Annotated in this window: 23 protein-coding genes and 1 tRNA gene; 3 read left to right on the top strand and 21 right to left on the bottom strand. The window is 30.6% G+C overall.

What is annotated here, in order from left to right; translation table 11 throughout:
* Nucleotides 1–2: 2 nt before the first annotated feature.
* The 7 genes from IY230_RS05620 to IY230_RS05590 all read right to left on the bottom strand — a co-directional run bounded on the left by IY230_RS05620 (nt 3) and on the right by IY230_RS05590 (nt 4,598).
* Complete coding sequence (locus IY230_RS05620) at nt 3–746, bottom strand: type III pantothenate kinase (protein ID WP_196370544.1); 744 nt, start codon at nt 744–746, stop codon at nt 3–5.
* Nucleotides 747–762: 16 nt separating this feature from the next.
* A complete protein-coding gene (locus IY230_RS05615) occupies nt 763–1,386 on the bottom strand; it encodes an MBL fold metallo-hydrolase (protein ID WP_196370542.1) in 624 nt (207 codons plus the stop codon).
* 37 nt (nt 1,387–1,423) lie between these two features.
* Nucleotides 1,424–1,573, bottom strand: coding sequence for a 50S ribosomal protein L33 (gene rpmG, locus IY230_RS05610; protein WP_012242797.1), 150 nt, complete (start codon nt 1,571–1,573; stop codon nt 1,424–1,426).
* A 72-nt stretch (nt 1,574–1,645) separates the two neighbouring features.
* Nucleotides 1,646–3,181, bottom strand: a complete 1,536-nt coding sequence (locus IY230_RS05605; protein WP_196370540.1) for an ABC-F family ATP-binding cassette domain-containing protein — start codon at nt 3,179–3,181, stop codon at nt 1,646–1,648.
* On the bottom strand, nt 3,181–3,654 hold the full coding sequence (locus IY230_RS05600; RefSeq protein WP_196370538.1) for a hypothetical protein: 474 nt from the start codon (nt 3,652–3,654) through the stop codon (nt 3,181–3,183). Before IY230_RS05600 ends, IY230_RS05605 begins: the two co-directional genes overlap by 1 nt.
* Nucleotides 3,651–4,133, bottom strand: coding sequence for an NUDIX hydrolase (locus tag IY230_RS05595; RefSeq protein WP_196370536.1), 483 nt, complete (start codon nt 4,131–4,133; stop codon nt 3,651–3,653). The genes IY230_RS05600 and IY230_RS05595 overlap by 4 nt, the downstream gene beginning before the upstream one ends.
* A gap of 291 nt (nt 4,134–4,424) precedes the next feature.
* A complete protein-coding gene (locus IY230_RS05590) occupies nt 4,425–4,598 on the bottom strand; it encodes a hypothetical protein (RefSeq protein WP_012242801.1) in 174 nt (57 codons plus the stop codon).
* A gap of 86 nt (nt 4,599–4,684) precedes the next feature.
* Here IY230_RS05590 and IY230_RS05585 point away from each other — a divergent pair, with 86 nt between their 5' ends.
* A complete protein-coding gene (locus tag IY230_RS05585) occupies nt 4,685–5,626 on the top strand; it encodes a helix-turn-helix domain-containing protein (RefSeq protein WP_196370534.1) in 942 nt (313 codons plus the stop codon).
* Here the strand turns inward: IY230_RS05585 and IY230_RS05580 are convergent.
* A complete protein-coding gene (locus IY230_RS05580; RefSeq protein WP_196370532.1) occupies nt 5,623–6,258 on the bottom strand; it encodes a Pr6Pr family membrane protein in 636 nt (211 codons plus the stop codon). The genes IY230_RS05585 and IY230_RS05580 overlap by 4 nt on opposite strands.
* 45 nt (nt 6,259–6,303) lie before the next feature.
* Complete coding sequence (locus tag IY230_RS05575; RefSeq protein WP_196370530.1) at nt 6,304–7,848, bottom strand: hypothetical protein; 1,545 nt, start codon at nt 7,846–7,848, stop codon at nt 6,304–6,306.
* A 119-nt stretch (nt 7,849–7,967) separates the two neighbouring features.
* Between IY230_RS05575 and IY230_RS05570 the strand changes: the two genes are divergently transcribed.
* Nucleotides 7,968–8,043, top strand: a tRNA-Lys gene (locus tag IY230_RS05570).
* A gap of 65 nt (nt 8,044–8,108) precedes the next feature.
* Here IY230_RS05570 and IY230_RS05565 read toward each other — a convergent pair.
* The 8 genes from IY230_RS05565 to rdgB form a co-directional block, all read right to left on the bottom strand.
* Nucleotides 8,109–8,789, bottom strand: coding sequence for a Type 1 glutamine amidotransferase-like domain-containing protein (locus IY230_RS05565; protein WP_196370528.1), 681 nt, complete (start codon nt 8,787–8,789; stop codon nt 8,109–8,111).
* A gap of 75 nt (nt 8,790–8,864) precedes the next feature.
* Complete coding sequence (locus IY230_RS05560; RefSeq protein WP_196370526.1) at nt 8,865–9,221, bottom strand: hypothetical protein; 357 nt, start codon at nt 9,219–9,221, stop codon at nt 8,865–8,867.
* A 150-nt stretch (nt 9,222–9,371) separates the two neighbouring features.
* A complete protein-coding gene (locus IY230_RS05555) occupies nt 9,372–9,572 on the bottom strand; it encodes a hypothetical protein (RefSeq protein ID WP_012242808.1) in 201 nt (66 codons plus the stop codon).
* 46 nt (nt 9,573–9,618) lie between these two features.
* Nucleotides 9,619–10,662 carry a hypothetical protein gene (locus tag IY230_RS05550; RefSeq protein WP_196370524.1) on the bottom strand — a complete coding sequence of 348 codons (1,044 nt, stop codon included), beginning with the start codon at nt 10,660–10,662 and terminating at the stop codon, nt 9,619–9,621.
* Complete coding sequence (locus tag IY230_RS06720; protein WP_196370522.1) at nt 10,652–13,672, bottom strand: EAL domain-containing protein; 3,021 nt, start codon at nt 13,670–13,672, stop codon at nt 10,652–10,654. The genes IY230_RS05550 and IY230_RS06720 overlap by 11 nt, the downstream gene beginning before the upstream one ends.
* The gene (locus IY230_RS05540) at nt 13,669–14,550 is read right to left on the bottom strand and encodes a choline/ethanolamine kinase family protein (protein WP_196370520.1); all 882 of its coding nucleotides are present in this window, start codon (nt 14,548–14,550) and stop codon (nt 13,669–13,671) included. The genes IY230_RS06720 and IY230_RS05540 overlap by 4 nt, the downstream gene beginning before the upstream one ends.
* Nucleotides 14,540–14,986, bottom strand: a complete 447-nt coding sequence (locus IY230_RS05535) for a YfcE family phosphodiesterase (protein WP_196370518.1) — start codon at nt 14,984–14,986, stop codon at nt 14,540–14,542. Before IY230_RS05535 ends, IY230_RS05540 begins: the two co-directional genes overlap by 11 nt.
* Nucleotides 14,946–15,548: an RdgB/HAM1 family non-canonical purine NTP pyrophosphatase gene (gene rdgB / locus IY230_RS05530; RefSeq protein WP_196370516.1), complete on the bottom strand. Its 603-nt coding sequence runs from the start codon at nt 15,546–15,548 to the stop codon at nt 14,946–14,948. The genes IY230_RS05535 and rdgB overlap by 41 nt, the downstream gene beginning before the upstream one ends.
* Nucleotides 15,549–15,656: 108 nt before the next feature.
* On the opposite strand from rdgB, the gene IY230_RS05525 reads away from it, so the two are divergent.
* A complete protein-coding gene (locus tag IY230_RS05525; protein ID WP_196370514.1) occupies nt 15,657–16,859 on the top strand; it encodes a CPBP family intramembrane glutamic endopeptidase in 1,203 nt (400 codons plus the stop codon).
* Between the two features lie 41 nt (nt 16,860–16,900).
* Here IY230_RS05525 and IY230_RS05520 read toward each other — a convergent pair whose 3' ends face one another.
* The 4 genes from IY230_RS05520 to der form a co-directional block, all read right to left on the bottom strand.
* The gene (locus IY230_RS05520; RefSeq protein ID WP_196370512.1) at nt 16,901–17,851 is read right to left on the bottom strand and encodes an ankyrin repeat domain-containing protein; all 951 of its coding nucleotides are present in this window, start codon (nt 17,849–17,851) and stop codon (nt 16,901–16,903) included.
* 188 nt (nt 17,852–18,039) lie between these two features.
* Entirely contained in the window at nt 18,040–18,312 is a 273-nt protein-coding gene (locus IY230_RS05515; RefSeq protein ID WP_196370510.1) for an HU family DNA-binding protein, read from the bottom strand.
* Nucleotides 18,313–18,525: 213 nt separating this feature from the next.
* Nucleotides 18,526–19,521, bottom strand: a complete 996-nt coding sequence (locus IY230_RS05510; protein ID WP_230852611.1) for an NAD(P)H-dependent glycerol-3-phosphate dehydrogenase — start codon at nt 19,519–19,521, stop codon at nt 18,526–18,528.
* Nucleotides 19,511–20,827, bottom strand: a complete 1,317-nt coding sequence (gene der / locus IY230_RS05505; protein ID WP_196370508.1) for a ribosome biogenesis GTPase Der — start codon at nt 20,825–20,827, stop codon at nt 19,511–19,513. Before der ends, IY230_RS05510 begins: the two co-directional genes overlap by 11 nt.
* Nucleotides 20,828–20,833: the final 6 nt, after the last annotated feature.

The raw sequence follows: 20,833 nt of genomic DNA, 5'->3' as shown, positions 1-20,833 counted from the left end.
TATTACTTTATATTTTTATTATAGATATTAAGTAATCCTTTTAATACAAGCTCTTTATCTTGCTTAATATCTAACCTGATGTGTTCTAAGATTAAACTAGATAGGCCACCAGTGATAATAACATTAAAATCTTCGCCTACCTCTTCTCTAATACGGCCAACCATACCTTCAATCATAACAATTGTCCCATATACAACGCCTGATTGAATACAGTGAATGGTATTGTTACCTAAATATTTTTTAGGTACTTTAATATCTACTTCATGTAGGAGTGCGGTATTACCATCTAGTGCATGAATAGATAGTTGAAGACCTGGTGCAATAATAACACCAGTTATCATTTGGTTTTTTGCATAGATAAATTTGTTGGCAGTACCCAAATCTATAATCAGTGTTGGATATGGGTTAGCTAAACCTGCAGCGTTTGCGATTAAATCTGCACCAACTTCTCTAGGGTTATCTGCTTTGACAAAAATACCAGTTTTTGTACCTGGTTCAATAACAACTGGTTTTAGTTTTAAATATTTTTCAGTTAATGCAATTAAAGTTTGTGTGACAAGCGGTACGACTGAACCAATAATAACACCAGTAATGACACTTGGATCAATAAATGATTTTAATGTGACAAAATATTCATCCGGTGATTTATGGATATCTGTATTCATTCTAAATGTCTCATCAATGTGTGTACCATTGGATAAACCTGTATAAATACTCGTATTACCTACATCAAATAAAATAATCATATATTTTAACCTCTTATTATATTTTACCTTGTTTTTTCCATTTTACATAAAATGGGTTGTTTTTACGTTCATTTCTTATGGTTGAAGCATCATCATGTCCTGGCTTAATGATCATATTATCATTTAGTTCATCAATAAGCTTTAATACACTACGTTTTAGATCAAATAGATTACCACTATATAAATCATGTCTACCGACACTTTCTTTAAAAAGCGTATCCCCTGTAAATATATATTTTTGATATAAGAACGAAACAGAACCTTTTGTATGTCCTGGTGTATGAAAAACAACCACCTCATGATCTGCCAGTGGGATTTTTTCTTGATCTTCAATCGTTTGAATGTTTAATTGTTTACGTACATATGGTCTTGGATTATCTTTTGAGTACCCATTATATTTATCTTCGAATAGTAATGCTGCATCATCACTGTGCACATAAATTGGCACATTAAATAGATGAATGAGTGATGTATGATCACTATGAGCATGTGTAAGTAGGATACCATCAAGTATCTGGTCTCCTAATTTAGACTCTATTCCTCCATAATTTATGTTAGGATCAATTAATAAACAATGACCAAATCTGCAAATCATGTATGCATGAGCATATGATTCATTACCGTTAAATGTATATATCATATCTTATAAATAGAAAAAAAACTATACTAAAGATAGTTTATTTCTTTTCTCTATGAAGCGTATACTTTCTTGTACGTGGGCAATACTTACTCATTTCCAAACGATCTGGTGTTGTCTTTTTATTCTTAGTTGTGTGATAGTTCTCATCGCCACATTCTGTACAAACTAATTTTACTAATTCACGCATGAATCATCCCTCCAAACTTGCAATATTAAGTATAACAAAATTAAATAGTTTTTTCAACTTAAAAATATATATTTATGATAAATGAATTTCATAGTCACATATTTCTTCATAAAATGATTTTTCATGTGAAACTAAAATAACAGTTCCTGGATATTTTATCAGAGCTTCTTTTAAAACAAGCTTCGCATGCTTATCTAAATGATTTGTAGGCTCATCAAGAATAATTACGTTAGATTTATGTGTTCTTGTTAGTGCAAACTTTACCTTTGTTTTTTCACCACCAGAGAGTGTACCAAGCGGTCTAGACGCCATATCAAAGGTAATACCAAACTGTGCTAGAATTGATAAAATATCTTTTCTATCCAGTTCTGGATTTTCATGATGCACTAGCTCAAATGGAGTATACTTATCCTCTAGATTAATGTCTTGTTCATAATATAGTATTTGTGTATTATCAATCCAGTCAAAACTACCTTCTATTGGTGGAATGATACCCATTAAGGTTTTAATCATGGTTGATTTACCAACCCCATTTTTACCTGTTATAGCGACTTTTTCACCTATTCTTACGATAAACTCGATTGGTTCTACTAAAGGTGCTTCATAGCCAATACTTAAGTCCTTCACCTTTAATACTTCTCTACCTACTGAATTACCATATAAAAACTCTATATGGATCTTTTTATCAAGAACAGGTTTGTGTACTCTAACAAGTTTATTTAACATTTTACGTCTTGATTGTGCCATTTTTGTTGTCGATGCACGTACAATATTACGTTTGATATAATCTTGTGTTTTTTCAATAAATTTTTGTTGAGCTTGATATGTTTTTTGTTGTGTCAAAACACGTAATTGATGTTCATTTAAATAAAAATCAAAATTACCCTTATATCTTAATATCGTTTTACCTTCTACCGCAAATACAGTCTTAGCAATTTGTCTTAAGAAATACTCATCATGACTCACAACGATAAAAGCTTTACTAAATCCGTTTAAAAACTTTATTAGCCAGTCAATATGTTTAATATCTAAAAAGTTTGTTGGTTCGTCTAATAATAAAACATCACAATCTTCTAAAAGTAGCTTACCTAAAATAATTTTAGCGCGCATACCACCCGATAATGTTTTAATTTGTTGGTCTAATACTTCCATGTTTAATCCTAAACCATTAATAATATTAGATATTGTCGATGAAATCGCATAAAAGTTATCTTTCTGTAACTCTTCTTCTAAGCGATGTGCTCTGTTTAAAATTTTATCGTAGTCTTTGGAATCCGCTGTCCCAATGGATTCATATAAGGTTTGAATGAGCTCTTCTTTTTCAAATAGCGGTAAGAATACATCATATAAATAAGATTTAACTGTCAGCTTATCATCAATTTTGGCATATTGGTCAAGATAACCTACTTTTTGACCACTCAGCCAAGAAACCTCACCCTTATCTGGTGAAAGATTTTTACTTAGTATTTTTAATAAAGTAGATTTACCTGCACCATTTTTACCTACTAATACAGCGTGTTCACCTTCAAAAAGACGCAAGCTTGCGTCTTCATATAGTAAATCATTGTCATATGAAAATGTTAAATTTGTAACATCAAGTAAACTCATTATAATCCTTCTTTTAATACAGTATCCAGTTCATTAAATGGTATCACATGCATATCCCAAATACGTTCATTAGGTTTTGTGAAACGTATGTCACTTTCATCATAATGATAAGTAAATGGTCCTTCATTAGGATAGATAATTACAATTTTTCTATTAGGCATCTTAGAAAAGACAGTTTGATCGGTATAAAATTTCTTTTGGCCTAACTTCTTTTCCCAAATGGTTCTAGAATTAAATTGAAACTTTGCATATTTTTGAACCTTTATTATTATAACACTATATGTTAGACCTTTATAGTCATAAGATAAGTATAAACCTTCCTCATGTAGTGTGCCATGTGTTTCTAATATGGATTTAATTTCTTGTATACTAAGTGATTGTTTTTCCAAGTATTTACTAATAGCGTAATAAGCACCACAAATTAATAATATAGCTGCAGCACCAATAATTGAGTATAAATATATATCTGTCATAAAACTTTTACCTCCACACTTAAGAGTTCATTTCCCTTAAATTCACAGTAATAATGATATCTTTTCTCATCTTGAATAACATTCATGATAAAGTAGGGAATGTTATAAGATACACCTAGGTTTTCTTTGTTAACAATCCAATCGATCTCTTTCCAAGCGAGTATACCTTCTCTTGTTTCAATTGGTGTTAGGTAATTAAAGTCTTTTGGTACTTCAACAAAATAAAGATGAAGTCCTAAAGAAGGCGTATTAAACTCACTATTCCAGGTGACAATACCTCTATCATAAATTGCAGCTTTATCCACTTTTATTTTGGTTTCTTCTAATATTTCTCGGTGTATACAGTCAAGTGGTGTTTCATCTTGATTTCTTTTTCCACCCACACCATTCCAAATACCAAACCATGGACTTTTATTTCTGTTGAGCATTAATATGGAGTTTCCACGCTTAATAAAGCATAAAGTGTATAAAAATTGCATGTTTATTATTCCTTTTCATCATCTTTGTTATTATAACATGCATGACAAAATAAAAATAGAGTTTCTAATTTTCAAAATACTTTTAAGTGCGCTAAAATTAAAAGTAGATAAGAAAATTCGAACTCTATTTTAAGTGTGATTTCTGTAGGGAGAGTACAGAATATCTTGTTTGTAATTTAAGCTGGAGAATGCTAAATTACAAGAAGTAAAAAGAGGTTGTTTTATAATTTTATTTTTTTCAATCAAAAAAGGATTTCAAAAATAAATTTTAAACACGAATATGATGTATAATTAAGGGTGTACGACTCCAGCAATTGGAGCAAGGTCTGTATTACCAAAATCCTCAAACCCTAGTTTTGAGCTCTGAGCTCTCTCAGGATGATCATTAACAACAGATGCAGACATATTTGAAACAAATACAACTGCCACTAAGAATAAAACGATTACTAATAATAATTTTTTCATTTTAATCACCTCATGCTTTCATTCTACCAAATAACCTTATATTATGACACGACATATATGTCATATTGTGAAAGGAGTAAAAAAAATTGTTCAATCACTCAAAAGAATTAGCTCTTTTTCTCGAACAAATGCGTTTTTCTAGAGGCATTTCACAGGAAGATTTTACAGATGGCATCATCTCAAATAGACAATATCAACGGTACATAAACGGTAGTTCAGCAATGCCTTATCATTTGTTAGATGCTTTTGCTGAGCGATTAAATACCAAAAAAGAAATATTATTGTTAGAATTTGATAACTATGCAATTAAAGAAGCAGAAATCGTTTTAGATTTCTATAATGCAATCAATAACAACGAATTAGATAGAGCCAAGTCAATTGGAGAAAATATCACTCCCCAGTTCATCTTGGACAATTATAATCTTAAACTATATGAACATGCTAAATCACTTATGGATTATAGGGAAAATATAATTACAAAATCAGATTATATAATATATAACAAAAAACTCATTGATTATCCAAAAATTCTTTCTCACGCAGCAATGACAATGATTGAAACTGTAATTTTATCCAGTTTATTGCCATACACTGATGATGAAGAACAAAATAAAATATTTCCAAAGATTCAATCATTCTTGTCCAATCCTAATTTAATATGGACGGGTAGTCAAATTTTAACTTTTAACATGATTATATATATGATCGCAAAATACTCAGGTGTGAAAAAAGATTTCGTAAACGTTATTCAGTTTTGTAAAATGGCTATATCAACGAATCTAAAGGCTAGATACTTCTTGAATCTAGATTATTACTATTACTTCTTAGCTTTATCATATTATAACTTAGGTAATCAAGATTTGTTCGAATTAAACTTATATAAATGTTACACAACACTTGAAATGATGGATAATCTCACAAAAACATCGAAAATATTAAATCTAGTCAAAAAAGATTTTAATATGGATTTGAGTCAGTTTGCAATCGATTATCAACATAAAAAGTATAAAACAAAAGGTTTGAACTAAGCGTTCAAACCTTTATTTATTAACTTCTCTAAGAAATTTTTAAGTAGTACAAGTAATACTGTAAATAATACAATGACTGGTAACATGATACCTAAACAAAATATTAATACACTACCTAGTGATTGATCTGCGTATGTTGGGTTCATGAAGTTATATGGGTACCAATTGGTCCATGGACCGACCGCTAATATTATTCCAAAATATAATGTCGGCAAGATAAGTGAGACCCACACATGACGTAGTTTGATGCCTTCTTGAATGAGTAGGTAGTAAAATACTGCAAATAATGCTGGGTTAATCGTATGAACCACATGGTTTTGGAATGACATGCCTGGTTCTGCAAGTAGTGCATGGTATATTATCCCCGTCATTAGTATCGCGACTAAACCAATTACAGCTAAATATTTATACCATTTTTTTTGATGTAGATTTAGTAAACATAAACCAACTACAACAAATACTATTATATTAGAAATGTTTGTAAACATTCTTAATCTTTCTAAAACCTTTACCATAGATTCATTTAAAAAGAATAAATCTATCATTGCGTACACATTGAAGATGAAAATAATGCCCGCAATTGTCTTTGTTATTTTTTTATTATCTCTGATGGATTGTATCCAATTACTCATATATGTTATTCTCCTTTATGAAGAATATTATACTAGTTTCATTAATTATTTCAATCTAATTGACTTTCTTCGTTTAATAATAAGTATTGATGCAACAGCAAATATTGCTATCGCTGTTAGTGAAACGCCTATAATTAGCCAAATGCTTTGTACACTATTACTTGTTATGTCTGTTTGATTTGGCAGCGTCTCATTTACTCTAATCTGGGTTTGAATTTGAATCCATTCCGTGCCAGTATTTGCACTTAATGTTACAACATATACTCCCGGTTTTGTTTCATTACCTTGATAATCATTCTTAGTGATTTCAATTTCTGTATAATTAATTGTCAATAAATTCTCAATTAAACCTAGTAATTGATGTGCATCATGAATATTGCTTGCATCTAGGTTAATTGCAGGGATTTTGATAAAGAACTCGGGTGGTGTATTATCTAAAACTTCAATTACTACTTCTTTTATTGCTTCATTTCCAAATTTATCTTTTGCTGCAACTATAACAGTAAACAAACCAGTCTGATTTTTCTTAAAATCAGTTGATTTGATATAGACCTCAATTGTACCCTTATCTATTTCATCAGTTACTGACATATTAGCTATAATCTCTTCTAAATCAAATGGATCTTCAACATCAATTGAATATTGTGCATCACCACTTATTATTGGTGCGATATTATCAATTACATAGATGTCTTGTCTAACTATTATCGCATTTCCATTGTAATCATCCACCATGATATCTACAAAGTACTGTCCAACAATATGTTCTGAACCTATATAATTTTCATCATCTATAGATAGTTCTAGTTCTTCTGTGTAGTTATCTGTTGCTTGAACCTGTTCTAAAAGGGAGTTTATATCTATTTTTTCCTTATACCCCACCATGATAACCTCTAAAGGTTCTACCACAGGAGGTTTTCTGTCTTGTACCCACACATTATATGTATAAGTTGATTTATTGTTAGATAGATCGGTTGCTTCTATAGTAACTTTATACAAACCCGGTTTATGCTTATTGGGTGTATAGTCGTCTGTAATAATAACAATACTATCAGTTATGTTTCCGTTTTGGTTGTCCCATGCCCCAAATAACTCGTTTAATTCTAAAATATCTAGTGGATGCTCAACATCCACTTTTAATGTAAGTGTAGGTTTAACTTTTGAAAATTCTTTCTCTTTAAAAAAATACATCTGGAAATTTTCTAAGTTTTCTAGTAACACTGTATCTTCCTTACTACTTAATTTTAATATGCCTTCCGTTGCATATTGAGTACTGTCCAAAATTATGGAAGATCTTCCTACATATTTATATAATATGTCTCCCGTGTCTGTATTTGCTACTATGAATGTTTCGTATAATGAATCTAACTTAAATATATTTGACCCAAATCGACTCATCACATCATCATTTAAGTGAATTTCATCAAACACTGCAATGTATATGCGATCATGTATTTCAAATAGTTCCATTTTACCCGTACCTTGAACAGGTTTCAAACTCGCAGGTAGTGCGTGCGTATTTGGTATAATTGACAGTGTAAAGCAAAGTATACTTACCCACATACCTATATTTAAAAGCTTTCGTTTCATATTCAAATCTCCTTTTTTTACTTTATACCTTATAGTAGACATAAAATATGAAAATGACTTTTATTTTTGTTTGACAAATGACCAAACTTGATATACAATGGTTATGCTTTAAAAAAAATGCATCCATAGCTCAGTTGGTAGAGCAACAGACTCTTAATCTGTGGGTCCACGGTTCGAGCCCGTGTGGGTGTACCACTTATATATAAAAAGCCATTTGATTAACATATCAAATGGCCTTTTTCTTTTATATGGTTAAGTGATTATTTAACTCTCTTACCCTTTTCATAATATTTAGTAACCATATGACTATAAATGATTTTTCCATCTTCTATAATCATAAATCCAGGTTCATAAATAACATAAATTGGTCTTTCATGAAAATGACTTGTACGCCTTAAACTCTTCTTTTGTTGTTTACGACGGTTATAATGTACCTCTACACCAAAATCTTCAATAAGACCAATACCATCGCTTATTTGGTATTTTTTATAATCTCTGTCTTTTGAAATATGGAACCAATTAAATTGAACCATTGTACCTGCTGATGGCCCCATAACTACTTTATTAGAGTTTTTAATGGCATGTACTAAATTATATTCAACGAGACGATTATAGAACTTTTCTGGTGCACCGCCTGGTAAAAAGATGATGTCTGCATCACTTACTTTTTTTATGGCACTATCCGCTGTATCCTTTTTATAAATCACCCAACTAACATTATCCGGATGAATACCATAACTTAAAAACGGTTCTAAAATATGTAGATACCAAATACCTTCAGGTTGTTCATAACCTTTGTGATATTGATCTAACATATCATCAGACTCGAATTGTGAGAATGCGATTACACATATCTTACTATCTTTATGAATGTATTTTTCTAAATGTTTTTTGACATAAGGTTTGTCATAGATTGTTCTTGAACTTAATATATTTATCATACCTCTATTATACCTTATTTTTACACGATTTTAAACCCTACTATTGGTCTTATCAAGGTATTAAAAAAACACCTTTTAAAAAGGTGTTTTACAGCAAGCGCCAAGTGTTTGATCTTTCTTCACTTTTTCAATTAAATGTAAAATAACATCTTCATCCAACATCACATGAACAAGTGCATTCGTAATACCTTCACTTAAAAAGGATTCGAGTTCAGCTAACGTTCTTAACTGTTTTTCGGTTTGGGATTGAAGTCTGTTATCTAGTAGCTGATCTTCATGATCCATAACAAGCGCCAACATATATTCTTTATACGCTTTAATATGATCACATAACTCATCTACACTAAGTTTTTTTAGAGCATCTACGGTTGGTTTTTTCCTCTTGTAATATTCAGTTTCAACAAATGCTTTATAACTTTTTTCTTCTGTCACTTTTATAACCTCTAATTGATATGAAGTATTGTATCATTAAACAAAATAAATGTCATGAAAAGTGGATTAAAACTTATAAATTGTGTGAATTTCCATAACATTAAGAAAAAACACTTACAAAAGTAAGTGTTTATAACTATTATTTTATGATTAAGGTTGTTGAGTCACAATTGGTTGTAGTGTCTCATTTTCAATGGATTCTGGATAAGGATAAGCTTCTTCACGTAAGCGTTTGAACATGACATAAATTAACCCTCTTGTTAAATCAAGTCTTGTTACGATACCCAAATCTCTTTCACCTTCAACACGAATTTTTTCACCGATTAAATAAGTTTCATTGCTCCATGCCATATGTCATTTCTCCTAACATTTAAACTACTAATTATTATACCATAATTTATGATAAAATATCTTTAATTATTTTCCCAATTACAAAACTATGGTTTCTATCCTTTATTCTTTGGAACCATAAAAGTAATTGTTTTATACTTGGATCTTGGATTAACTTAATCAATTGATCTAAATCTTGCATAAATAGTGGATGATCCATATCATTAAGATTATTAATTAATCGCTTCGCTTGTTTGTTTGTTTTAATTATTTTATACAGTTTATCTATTAATGGTGGCATCGTTAAAACAGGTATACGAATCTTTTTACTATTAATATCCAAGTTCATTTTATAAATCGCTAATATTTGCTGTTTTGCAGCATAATCAATGATGTCCTGATACTTCTCATCCTTCCAGATAAAAACTTCTTTAAGCAGCTTTAATCTATATAAAAAACGGTGATTAGATCCTTTAGGTAAGTTATTTTCACGTAAAAACTTTACTTCAATTAACTCTAAATCTTCTAAGTTGAACACACCGTTAAGTGATTGCTCAAATAAAGATACTAATAGTCCTGTGGTTTCAGTTTTATGTGGTGTTTTTTGAAGATATCTTTCCAAGTCTATTAATACATTATTTTTTTCTAGTTCATATGCCTTTAAAACACTGTCAAATGATACTGTTTGGATACTTCGATTGATTTTCTTGCCTGTAACAATATAAGTAATATAAGAAAGTTGATCTTTTGTAATTTCGTCTTCAATAATGACAGAAAATCCAAATGATCCATCTTCGTAGTTTCTATTTGTTGGGTGTCCTACAATATCATTACGTAAATATTTTAATTGTCTTAAGTTTCTATTTTGATTGATATTGACATGGTACTTATATTTAGTCGCTGTAAAAGAGAGTTGATATAGCGCATCAATAGCTACAAACAGCCCTTGAAGTAGTCCAAATACATCCAGTAAAATATCTGCTTTACTGGATGCATCTCTGACTTTAAAATCTTCAATCATTAAGTCAACATACTTTAAAGCAGCTATACTGCTTTCAGCTCTAATTTTTGCATCAAACGCTAAGTTATCGATTGCTTTTTCAATTGTCATTTGAACTATTTCCTTTTATTTTTATAAATAGTCTATCTGCAGTAATTGGTTTATACATATCACCTTGGATGTATTTAATCCCTAGACTTTGAAGTATTTCTTTATGTTCTGCTGATTTAACTTCTCTAACGATAACTGCCATTTGATGTCTTAAGAATAATTGGTGCATGCTTTGAATGTATTGACTCCATTTATCGTCTGTAGATTTAAAATCTATATGAAGTGCATTAAACGGATAGGAAAGCGCTGTTTCGACAGATGTAGTATCTAGTCCAATACCAGCATTTTCAAGTTCTGATATTTGGTTAAGGTGTTGATTAATTTTTAAATTGTCACCTTTGACTTTAAAACGAATAAATTCAAAAGGTATATTATACTCATGGAATAAGCCAAATATATACGGATTAAAATCTATACTTGTAAATGTTTCTTTAGAAACTGGAATAGTGATCTTAATTAGTTTTGTTGTTTCTTTTTCAAGTGTATGTAAAAACTCACAGACCATTTTAATATGATGGTGCTCTAATGCTTCTAAACGATTACGTTTTTTAGCAATTGCGTGTAAGTATTTACTATCTACTGCAATATTTTCTAATATAATATCAGATTCATACTGCCAAATTATATTCCTATCTAAATCAATTATTTGCTCAAAAGCAAGTGAGAGTTGATTGGTTTCTATAGCTTGATTTAAGTAGTTAATGACTTGTTGTTCAAAGACTTCATTTTCATAGATAGAATGTTCATAGAATATATAAGACTCATTATCTGCTTTTCTTTTTAAATAATCTAGGGATAATTCTAAATATCTAAATATCTTACTTGGTAGTTTTTCTTCAGTAACTACAGGATATCTTATAACTGCAATCTTAGGTTCGAATTGCTCATAGCTAATAACTACTGATTCTGTGTCATTCAAGTATTTGATGTAGGCTTTTAATAATCTAGTTACACTACGTATATCATTCATCGGTATATATACGAATAATTGATTTGTACCATATCGGTAAACAGTACCATCTTCAAAGAACTTTTGACTGCGTTGACCAAATTCTTTAAAGAACTTTAATGTAATATCACTTCCATAGATTGGTAGGATGGATTCATTAAATGAAATCAGCAAAAATGATCCCTTATCTTGAATATACTTTTCAAAATTATTATGTAGTGCATTTAAGTTAAGTAATGATGTTTCAAAATCAACTGTTGCCTCTTCAATAAGTTTTTTACGTTCATCATATATATGAGTGATATCATCAAAGATAGAAATCACATGAATCTCATCTTTAGTTGCGATTGAAACAAGTCTTTCCTTAATTTGTTTATCTAAATAAACGTAAGTGACTACATCCATTAAACCTGCTTTTTCAAATAATCTTTGAACAGATTGTTCGTAAGTTTTAACCTCATGAACTCCTAGATTTCTTAAAAACAATTCAAATGGTAAGTGACTATCTACATTAAGTAGTTTTTGACTTGCGATATTATAGGTTGATTGATGATTTGTCATGATACGTAGATTCATTAAGTTTGAGTCTAGGATATGTCTTAAAAACGTATTTTCAGTACGAATATTCCCTATTTTTTCTTCATCCTTTAAACTTCCATAGATAATGGTTGAAATACCTTTAAAAAGGTCAAAAAAGGTTCCTGGATCTTGTATTTCGTCTTTTAGATACACCATGAAAGCACCTAAATCATAAAGTGCAAAACTATAAATATAGCCGACACTATCATCATATGGTTTACCAGTTAATATATTTTTAGAATCCATAAATGATTTTGGAGTACCAAAACGCTCTTGACCATCTTTTAAGACATCATGAATGATGGTGTCATAATAACTTTGAGGTATCAATTCCTTATCATAGAGTCTTTCTTTTTTATAATGATATAGCATATCATCTTTACTCGTAAAGACGATAAAGTCTGTTGCATCTACCACTTCAGATACACGCATAAAAAAGAGTCTTAAATATTCTCGATAGTGTTTGTTATCATGGATTTGATGGGCATACCCAAAGAGTTCAATTAAGGCATCCATGTGATAGATATTTTCCTTAATTTCTAAAACTTTAGGGGTAATACTTACTTGATGATCCGTGACTTTAATGCCAGAATCTTTCTTTTCATCTATAACAGATTCATTTTTCTTTTGCTTCTTTAGTTCTTTTTGTAGATTTTTTAACTTTTTAGCATAGTTGTCATAAAGAAATTTATTTTTAATTTCCTCATAAAAATTCATGAATAACTCATAAGCTTTCAATCTAAACTCAGGTGATTCTAATTCGATTTTCTCACTAAAGTCACCATCTAGGATTGCTAGTCTATGTGAATCCTTTTCATGTACATAAACTTCTAAAAGCGTCATAAACGCAGACATTTCATGTCTTTTATCTTGACGGTATTGATTTGCGATTAATTTAGCTTCCGAATATTGATTTAATTGTAAGAGCGTTTTTAAATATAGTGGTATATAAGATTGTTCATAGTCTAATCTTTTAAGTTCAGCCATTAAAGTAATTGCTTTATTCGGTTCATTTTGATTTAAGTAATTAACTAAAAGATCTTTCAATAACGATAATTTAATATCATTAGGTAATGTATCTTGTAATAATCTTTCAATATCTTCAGTGTAATTTTGGTGCGTAATCTTTTTAAATTCGACCAAATTTAAATCTGCTAGATATCTTTTATTTACTGGTAGTACTTCTCTACGATATTGAATATAGGCATAGGCAATATCGTACTTTTCTAAGCTTAAAGCAGATAAATAAATGAGTTCATAAAGTACTTCTAGTTCAGTATTTTGATTTTGTTGGATCAATTTTTCATGATATGCCATACCCTCATTTAATACAATTGGATACGCCTTTAGAGCATAATAGGTTTTCATCAAATGGATAAAAACTGTTTGGTGTTCCAAAACAGTTAATGTCTTATGTTCTATAAAATTTAATATTTCAGCTACCGATTCTTGGCTTGGCTGAAGTTTTAATATATCTTTCACTTGAATTGCTCAATTCCCTTTAGTTGTTCTAAAAAGTGTCCTGCTAAACTTAAATACTTGCCTGCAATCGTCTCAAAATCTAGATGAAGTTTTTCTGATAAATTAATTTCATGCTTATAAGATGCCACAATATGCCATTGTAACACTTGATACATTCTATAAAAACGAATATGTGCAAGTTCAAAAGCAGATGGTGTACGTTCCAGATAATAACCTAATAATTTTTCAGCATCTTTAAAATCCATGTTTCCGAATGATGCTATATCATAATACGGATCATTTAATCCAGAAAACTCCCAATCTAATAAATAGATTTTATCGCCTGATTTTACTAAATTAGAACGTTGTGCATCACCGTGACAAAGCACTTTAGGTAACTTAGAAAAATAGGTGTCATATAATTTAAGCCATTGCATCTTAAGTTCATAATAAGTTGTTGATGGCTCTTTTTTAAGAAGTTTTTCATATCTTCTTAATCGTTCTTTCAATCCATAATCCTCACCAGGTAATTTAGCTTGATGAAGTTGTTTTAATGCATTAGCTACTAATGGATAATCCGTTTCTTCCATAGCAACAGATAACGGTGTACCCTCTACATATTTAGAGACTTTAACACCTGTTTTAGAATCAAAGTAAACCACTTCTGAGTTAAGATTTAAAAATTTTGCTTGCTGAATATGCTTTTTTTCAATACTTGGTTTAACTAAAGCTTCACCACCATCACCAATAATTCTTATGACATAAGGTAGTTCTTTGATATAGACCAAGTAGGTGTAGTTACTCATACCACCTTTAAACCTTGAATCTACTTTTACATCTATTTCATCTACTTGAAATACTTTTTTGGCTATTTCTACGATCTTATCTTCAATCAACATTTACGATGCTCACTTTCTCTTTTTCATATACTGCGTATGTCTTAATTTTTTGTCCGGTCAGGGCACCTGGGTTTATAAATATAATATTATCAATACTTCTATAAAATGCGTCATGCGTATGACCAAATATACAGATATCGGCATCCATTTCTTTGGCCATTAGGATTAATTCATTTAAACCATACTTCACATTTTGAAGATGACCATGTGTAAGTAATATTTTTAGACCTTTAAATGCAATCATTCTTTCGGTCGGTAAATCTAGGTAATAATCTGTATTACCTTTAACAGCTATCATTTTAGCATTTTCAATAGTTTGTAAATCTAAACCTAAATCACCTGTATTTAGATGTAAATCAAATGTAGGTTCTTGTTTCAATACTTTTTCAAGTATATCATTTCTTCCATGTATATCGCCAGTAATCAATAATTTCATCTTTAGCCTCCAAAAAGTTGTTCAAAGCATGTCTTCTATGCGAATGTTCATCTTTATAAGTTGAACCTAATTCTCCTAGTGTTTCTTGCTTACCTTCCGGTATGAAAATTGGATCATAACCAAATCCCATATCCCCTTTTAAGTTTAAAGCTATTTTGCCTAACATGTTGCCAACGTATGTAAATATTTTACCATCTGGAAATGCAATTGCAATCGCACATACAAATCTTGCTTGACGATTCTCCTTACTTTTAAGTATATCTAAGACTTTTGTATTATTTACATTATCACCTAATCCACTATACCTTTTAGAGTAAATTCCAGGTAGGGGACTTATCATTTCTATAATGATACCCGAATCATCCGCAATTGCAATTTGATTAAATTTTTTAGCAAATGCTAATGCTTTAATCTGTGCATTTGCTTCAAAGGTTAATCCAGATTCTATAATTTCTTTTTCATCTATTTGAAAGTCTTTTAATAAAGTGATCTGATGTGGTTTTAAAATATTTTCCATCTCTATGAACTTATGATGATTATTTGATGCAAATATTATTTCCATACATCCACTTACCTCTTTAAAAATTATATATATAATTATATCATTATTATGATAACTAATGGATTTCTAGTATAATAGATTTATTAAATATGTCGAGGAGATAAGCACATGTATGACCATTTAGATGAAATAGAAAATGAATTTAAAGAAATTCACGAAGATCAAAAGAACAAGGGTGAAGTAGATCCAAAATTACAAAAAATTTATAGAAATAATCTATTCTTATACTTAGCGTATATGATACTACCAATTATTCTTTCTATATTTATTTTAGTCGCATTAACTGATATCGACTTTTTCTTTCAAGATGTGAACGCTAGTGAATATGCAATTACTAATGCAGTCAATGATGTCAATGGATTACTGATTGTTGATCCAGTTAATTTTGAAAATCTTGATTCCGGTTATGAATCATTTTTACTACCAGTTGGAGCAGATGGTACCCATGTTATTTATGTTCACGCTTCAGCAACCTTTATTACAAATACTGACTTCTTTGATTCCGTCTTAGAAGGCGATGTTTACACCTATTCATTGAAGGCATCGGTGCTCAATGATATCATGGATGGAAACATAAAAAAATGGCCTAATAACGCTAAAATTAACTTCCATATACCCTATGATGATGTTTCCACACTAGTGGCTGGTTCTTCTGTAGATAATATTATCGAGTTAACTAGAGAAAGTTCCGTCCCAACAGTAGCTTTAAATGCAATATTCGCGTTTACAATAATGTTGATTATTGCAATTCCGATGGTAATCATTTCTAAACCAATTTTAATTGGAGACCTCAATTTATTAAAGGTAGACAATGAAAATGTTGGCACAGTTTTAGCAAAATCTGGTATTGGTATTCTTTACATGTTTGGTGGTAATATTGCTGTTGGTATTGTTGTAATGGCGATATCTACAATGTTTCAAATTCCAGAACAGGTATCTGCAAATCAATTAGCAATTAATTTAATGTTAAAGTCACCTTACTTTAATTTAATGATCATTACTGCTGTTGTGATTGGGCCTATTGTTGAAGAGTTAGTATTCAGAAAATCATTCTTTGGTTTAATTAAAAACGAAAACTGGGCACTTGTTATTTCTTCATTAGTCTTTGGTTTAATCCACATCTCTACTGAAATTCTTACAGGTGATATTGGAATGGTGATTATAAGTAGCCTACCATATATTGCAGGTGGATTTATATTTGGTTATATTTATATGATAAATAAAAAAAATATTGTCATACCGATCATTGCGCATATGGGTTATAATTTAATATCTGTTTTAATGTCTATGTTCTTACTTTATGTTTTATAAAAATAATAGCAGCCAAATCGGCTGCTATTATTGTTTAGTTTTTAAATAAGTTGTCTAAGGACATTCACGCATGCACTTAATTTATAGTGTTGTGCATAATGAAAAGCGTTTTGCTTTAATCTATCTTTTTTTAATAAATAGCCATTATCAATGAGTGTTCTAAGTTTTAAGTGATCTCTATTTAATACCGCTAGTGTAAGTATTTGTTCATTTAGTAAATTCGTATAAGCAGGTGATAACTGCCATTCTTTTAATAGTTCGTAAACAACGACGTCATCATTGATTTTTGCGAGATTTAATGGTGTTTCATAACGTCTATTGTATATTTCAACATAAGCATCATACTTTAATAAAAGTTGAACAATTTCTTTTTGACCAAATCGAACGGCGTTAAAAAGTGGTGTTTCAAAGTGGTCATTTAATAAATTAGGGTCTAATTTGTGTTCTAGAAAGTGTTCTACCATTGAAACATTGGTTGTCCTAGCAGCATAATGTAAAAATGAATCTTTATTACTGTCTAGATGAAAGTATGAAGTCTTAGCATATTCTAAAAGATATATAACAACATCTATATGTCCTGCAAGTATTGCATAGTGAACAGGTAGTCTATCTTCAATGTTTTTTGCTTTTGGATCAGCTTTATACTCAAGCAGTAATTTAACCATATCTAGATTACCCTTATGAGCTGCCAAATGTAAAACTGTTTCTTCACGGTTATTCTTGATATCTACACGTGCATATTTCGAGAGTAGTTTTTTAGCAATATTTAATTTAGCTTTTCTGGCACAATCAAAAAGTGCAGTTTCACCTAATTGATCTTTTGTATTTAAATCAATTTCTTGATTTAATAAATAATCAATAACATCCATACTACTGCCTAATACTGCATGATAAAGTAACCCCTTACCTCTTTGGTCTTTAATACCTATAAAATCGATATGCTTCTGAAGACTAGATACATCATTATCATATGCAAATTTAAATAAATCCATGATTAAAAACCTCCTATTCCTTCAAATATATTATATACTATTTCCTAAAATAAAGTGATTCAAACTAGTTTCAAAAAAAAGTACACCTAAGTTGTACTTAGAGGTGTACCTATTTACTATGATTTCTAAAAGATTAACTTATAGATGTTTGAGCTGGTCTCACGTTGCTCATAGATTCTATTAAAAGGTTATTTAACTGCGTCTTTTAACAATTTACCAGCTTTGAAAGCAGGTGTTTTTTGTGCTGGGACAATAATTTCTTCACCAGTTCGTGGGTTTTTACCACGACGTGCAACACGATTACGTACTTCAAAAGTACCAAATCCCGTAACAACTACTTTTTCTTCTTTAGAAAGAGTTTCTGTAACGACATCTACAAACGAGTTAACGACTTTTTCAGCTATAACTTGAGTAACTTCAGCTTTGTCGGCAACTAATACAACTAATTCAGTTTTGTTCATTTTTAATCCTCCTATTAAGATATTATGATTATAACATGATAAATCGCTTTATACAACGATTAATACATTCTATTTTTGTAATAATTTGTAATAATTCTATTTTTTCGTCATAAATGTTCTCATTTTAAGCATAAAAATACCCCGTAAAACGAATTGCATCCATCTAGTGGGTCAATATTTTACGGAGTATTATATTTAAATTAGTCTTTAAATTTAAGCAATAACTTCTTCTTTTAACTCTCTGGTTAATAGATTTTGAATCGCTTCTTTGACACTCATGTGGTTAAAAATAACTTCATAAGTGATTTCAATGATTGGTAACTCAATACCTGTTTGAAGACATAAATCTTTTGCTGCTTGGATTGCGCGAACACCTTCTACAACCATCTTAGATTCACTCAAAACTTGTTCAACTGGTGTACCTTGACCTATCTTTAAACCTGCATTAAAGTTTCTAGAATTATAACTTGAAGCTGTTACAATCAAATCTCCAATACCTGTTAGACCAAAAGCAGTTTCTTTTTTACCACCATAGTGAACAACAACACGTACAATTTCTAGGATTCCACGTGTAATTAATGCGGCACGTGCATTTTCTCCTAAACCATAACCCGTCATCATACCAGATACGATAGCAATAGCATTTTTGATTGCACCACCAACTTCACAACCAATAAGATCATCTGATGTGTAAACACGTAAGTAGCTTTTATTAGAAAATAGTTGTTGAACACTTTTTCTAAACCATTCCACATCACTTGCAGCAGTTAATACTGTAAGTTTTCGTTCAATAACTTCTTCAGCATGTGATGGACCTGTCAATACTGCGTAAGCACCCAGTAAATCCGGATTAATTTCATCAGTAACAATTTCTGAAACACGTTTAAGTGTTACAGGTTCAATTCCTTTAGACACATTAATAAAATACAGTTTTCTAGTTGCTAGTTTATTAATTTCTCTTAAGGAGTCACGAATAAACTTAGTAGGAACTGCAAGTAAAATGTAATCAGCATAATCAATAGACTCTTTCAAATCTAATGTGGCACGAATGCCGGTAATCTTATTATCAAAAAATGGATGGATATTATTGTTAATCTTTTTAACTGCTTCCGGATTGACATCATAAATCAATGCTTCATGTCCATTATCAGTTAGTACTTGAGCAAGTGTAGTTCCCCAAGAACCGCCACCAATTACACTAATCTTCATAGTTATCCTTCTTTCTAAAGACGAATTTTAACGGTGTACCCGTTAATTCAAAATTATCTCTAAACTGATTTTGTAGATATCGTTCATAACTAAAATGAATAAAAACTGGATCGTTAACGAAAATGGCAATCGTAGGTGGTTTTGTATCTACCTGTGTTGCATATGAGAAGTTTGCTTTACCATGATTGAATATAGCAGGTGGATTCATTGCTACAGCATCATATAAAGTATCGTTGACAAGTTTGGTAGGTAATTGTTTTGTGAAGTTTTCATATACTTCTCTTAATACAGGGAATATTGTGTGAACTCTTTGGTTTTCTTTAGCAGAAACAAAGACAATCGGAGCATAAGGTAAAAACTTAAACGTTTCACGGATTTCAGTTTCAAACTTCTTCATTGTCTTACTATCTTTTTCAATTAAATCCCATTTGTTAACGACAATAATACATCCACGCATATACTGCATAATATAGCCAGCAACGTGTCCGTCTTGTTCTTGAATACCTGCTGTTGCATCGAGTACAAGTAGTGCAATATCACTACGTTCAAGTGCAGTCATGGCACGTAATACAGAATACTTATCTAAGTTTTCGTATACCTTACCACGTTTTTTAATACCAGCAGTATCAATAATCGTATATTTTTGTTTATCCTTTGTAAATGTTGTATCAATTGCATCTGTGGTTGTACCAGAAATATCTGAGACAATAACACGGTCTTCACCAATAATGGCGTTAACTAATGAACTCTTACCAACATTTGGGCGACCTAGAACTGAAAAAGAAATAATTCCTTTTTCATGCACTTTTTCTTCCTCAACCATGTAACTTAATGTTTTATCTAATAAATCACCGACACCAATACCATGGTGACTGGATACTGCAATTGGATCACCAAATCCAAGTGCATAAAACTCAAAAGCATTATGGGCGTGTACAATATCATCTATTTTATTAACAGCAACAATGACAGGTTTATCTGTCTTGTAAAGTAGTTTTGCAATATAGTAATCACTATCTGTTAAACCACTTAAGCCATCAACAACAAAAATAATGACGTTTGCTTCATCCATTGCTATTTCTGCTTGGTGTTTAATTTGAGTTAAAAAAGGGGCATCACCTATATCGATGCCCCCAGTGTCTATTAGACTAAATCGTTTAGTTAACCACTCTGCTTGAGCATAGATACGGTCTCTTGTGACACCCGCTACATCGTCCGTGATCGAAAACCTTTCACCAATTATACGATTAAACAGTGATGATTTGCCGACGTTTGGACGACCGACGATTGCTACAGTAAATGGCATCCTAAA

This window comes from Acholeplasma laidlawii (genome assembly GCF_015709225.1).
Classification (GTDB): domain Bacteria; phylum Bacillota_I; class Bacilli_A; order Acholeplasmatales; family Acholeplasmataceae; genus Acholeplasma; species Acholeplasma laidlawii_A.
Note: the sequence above shows the minus strand (reverse complement) of the source record. Positions and strands in the feature narration are given on the sequence as shown.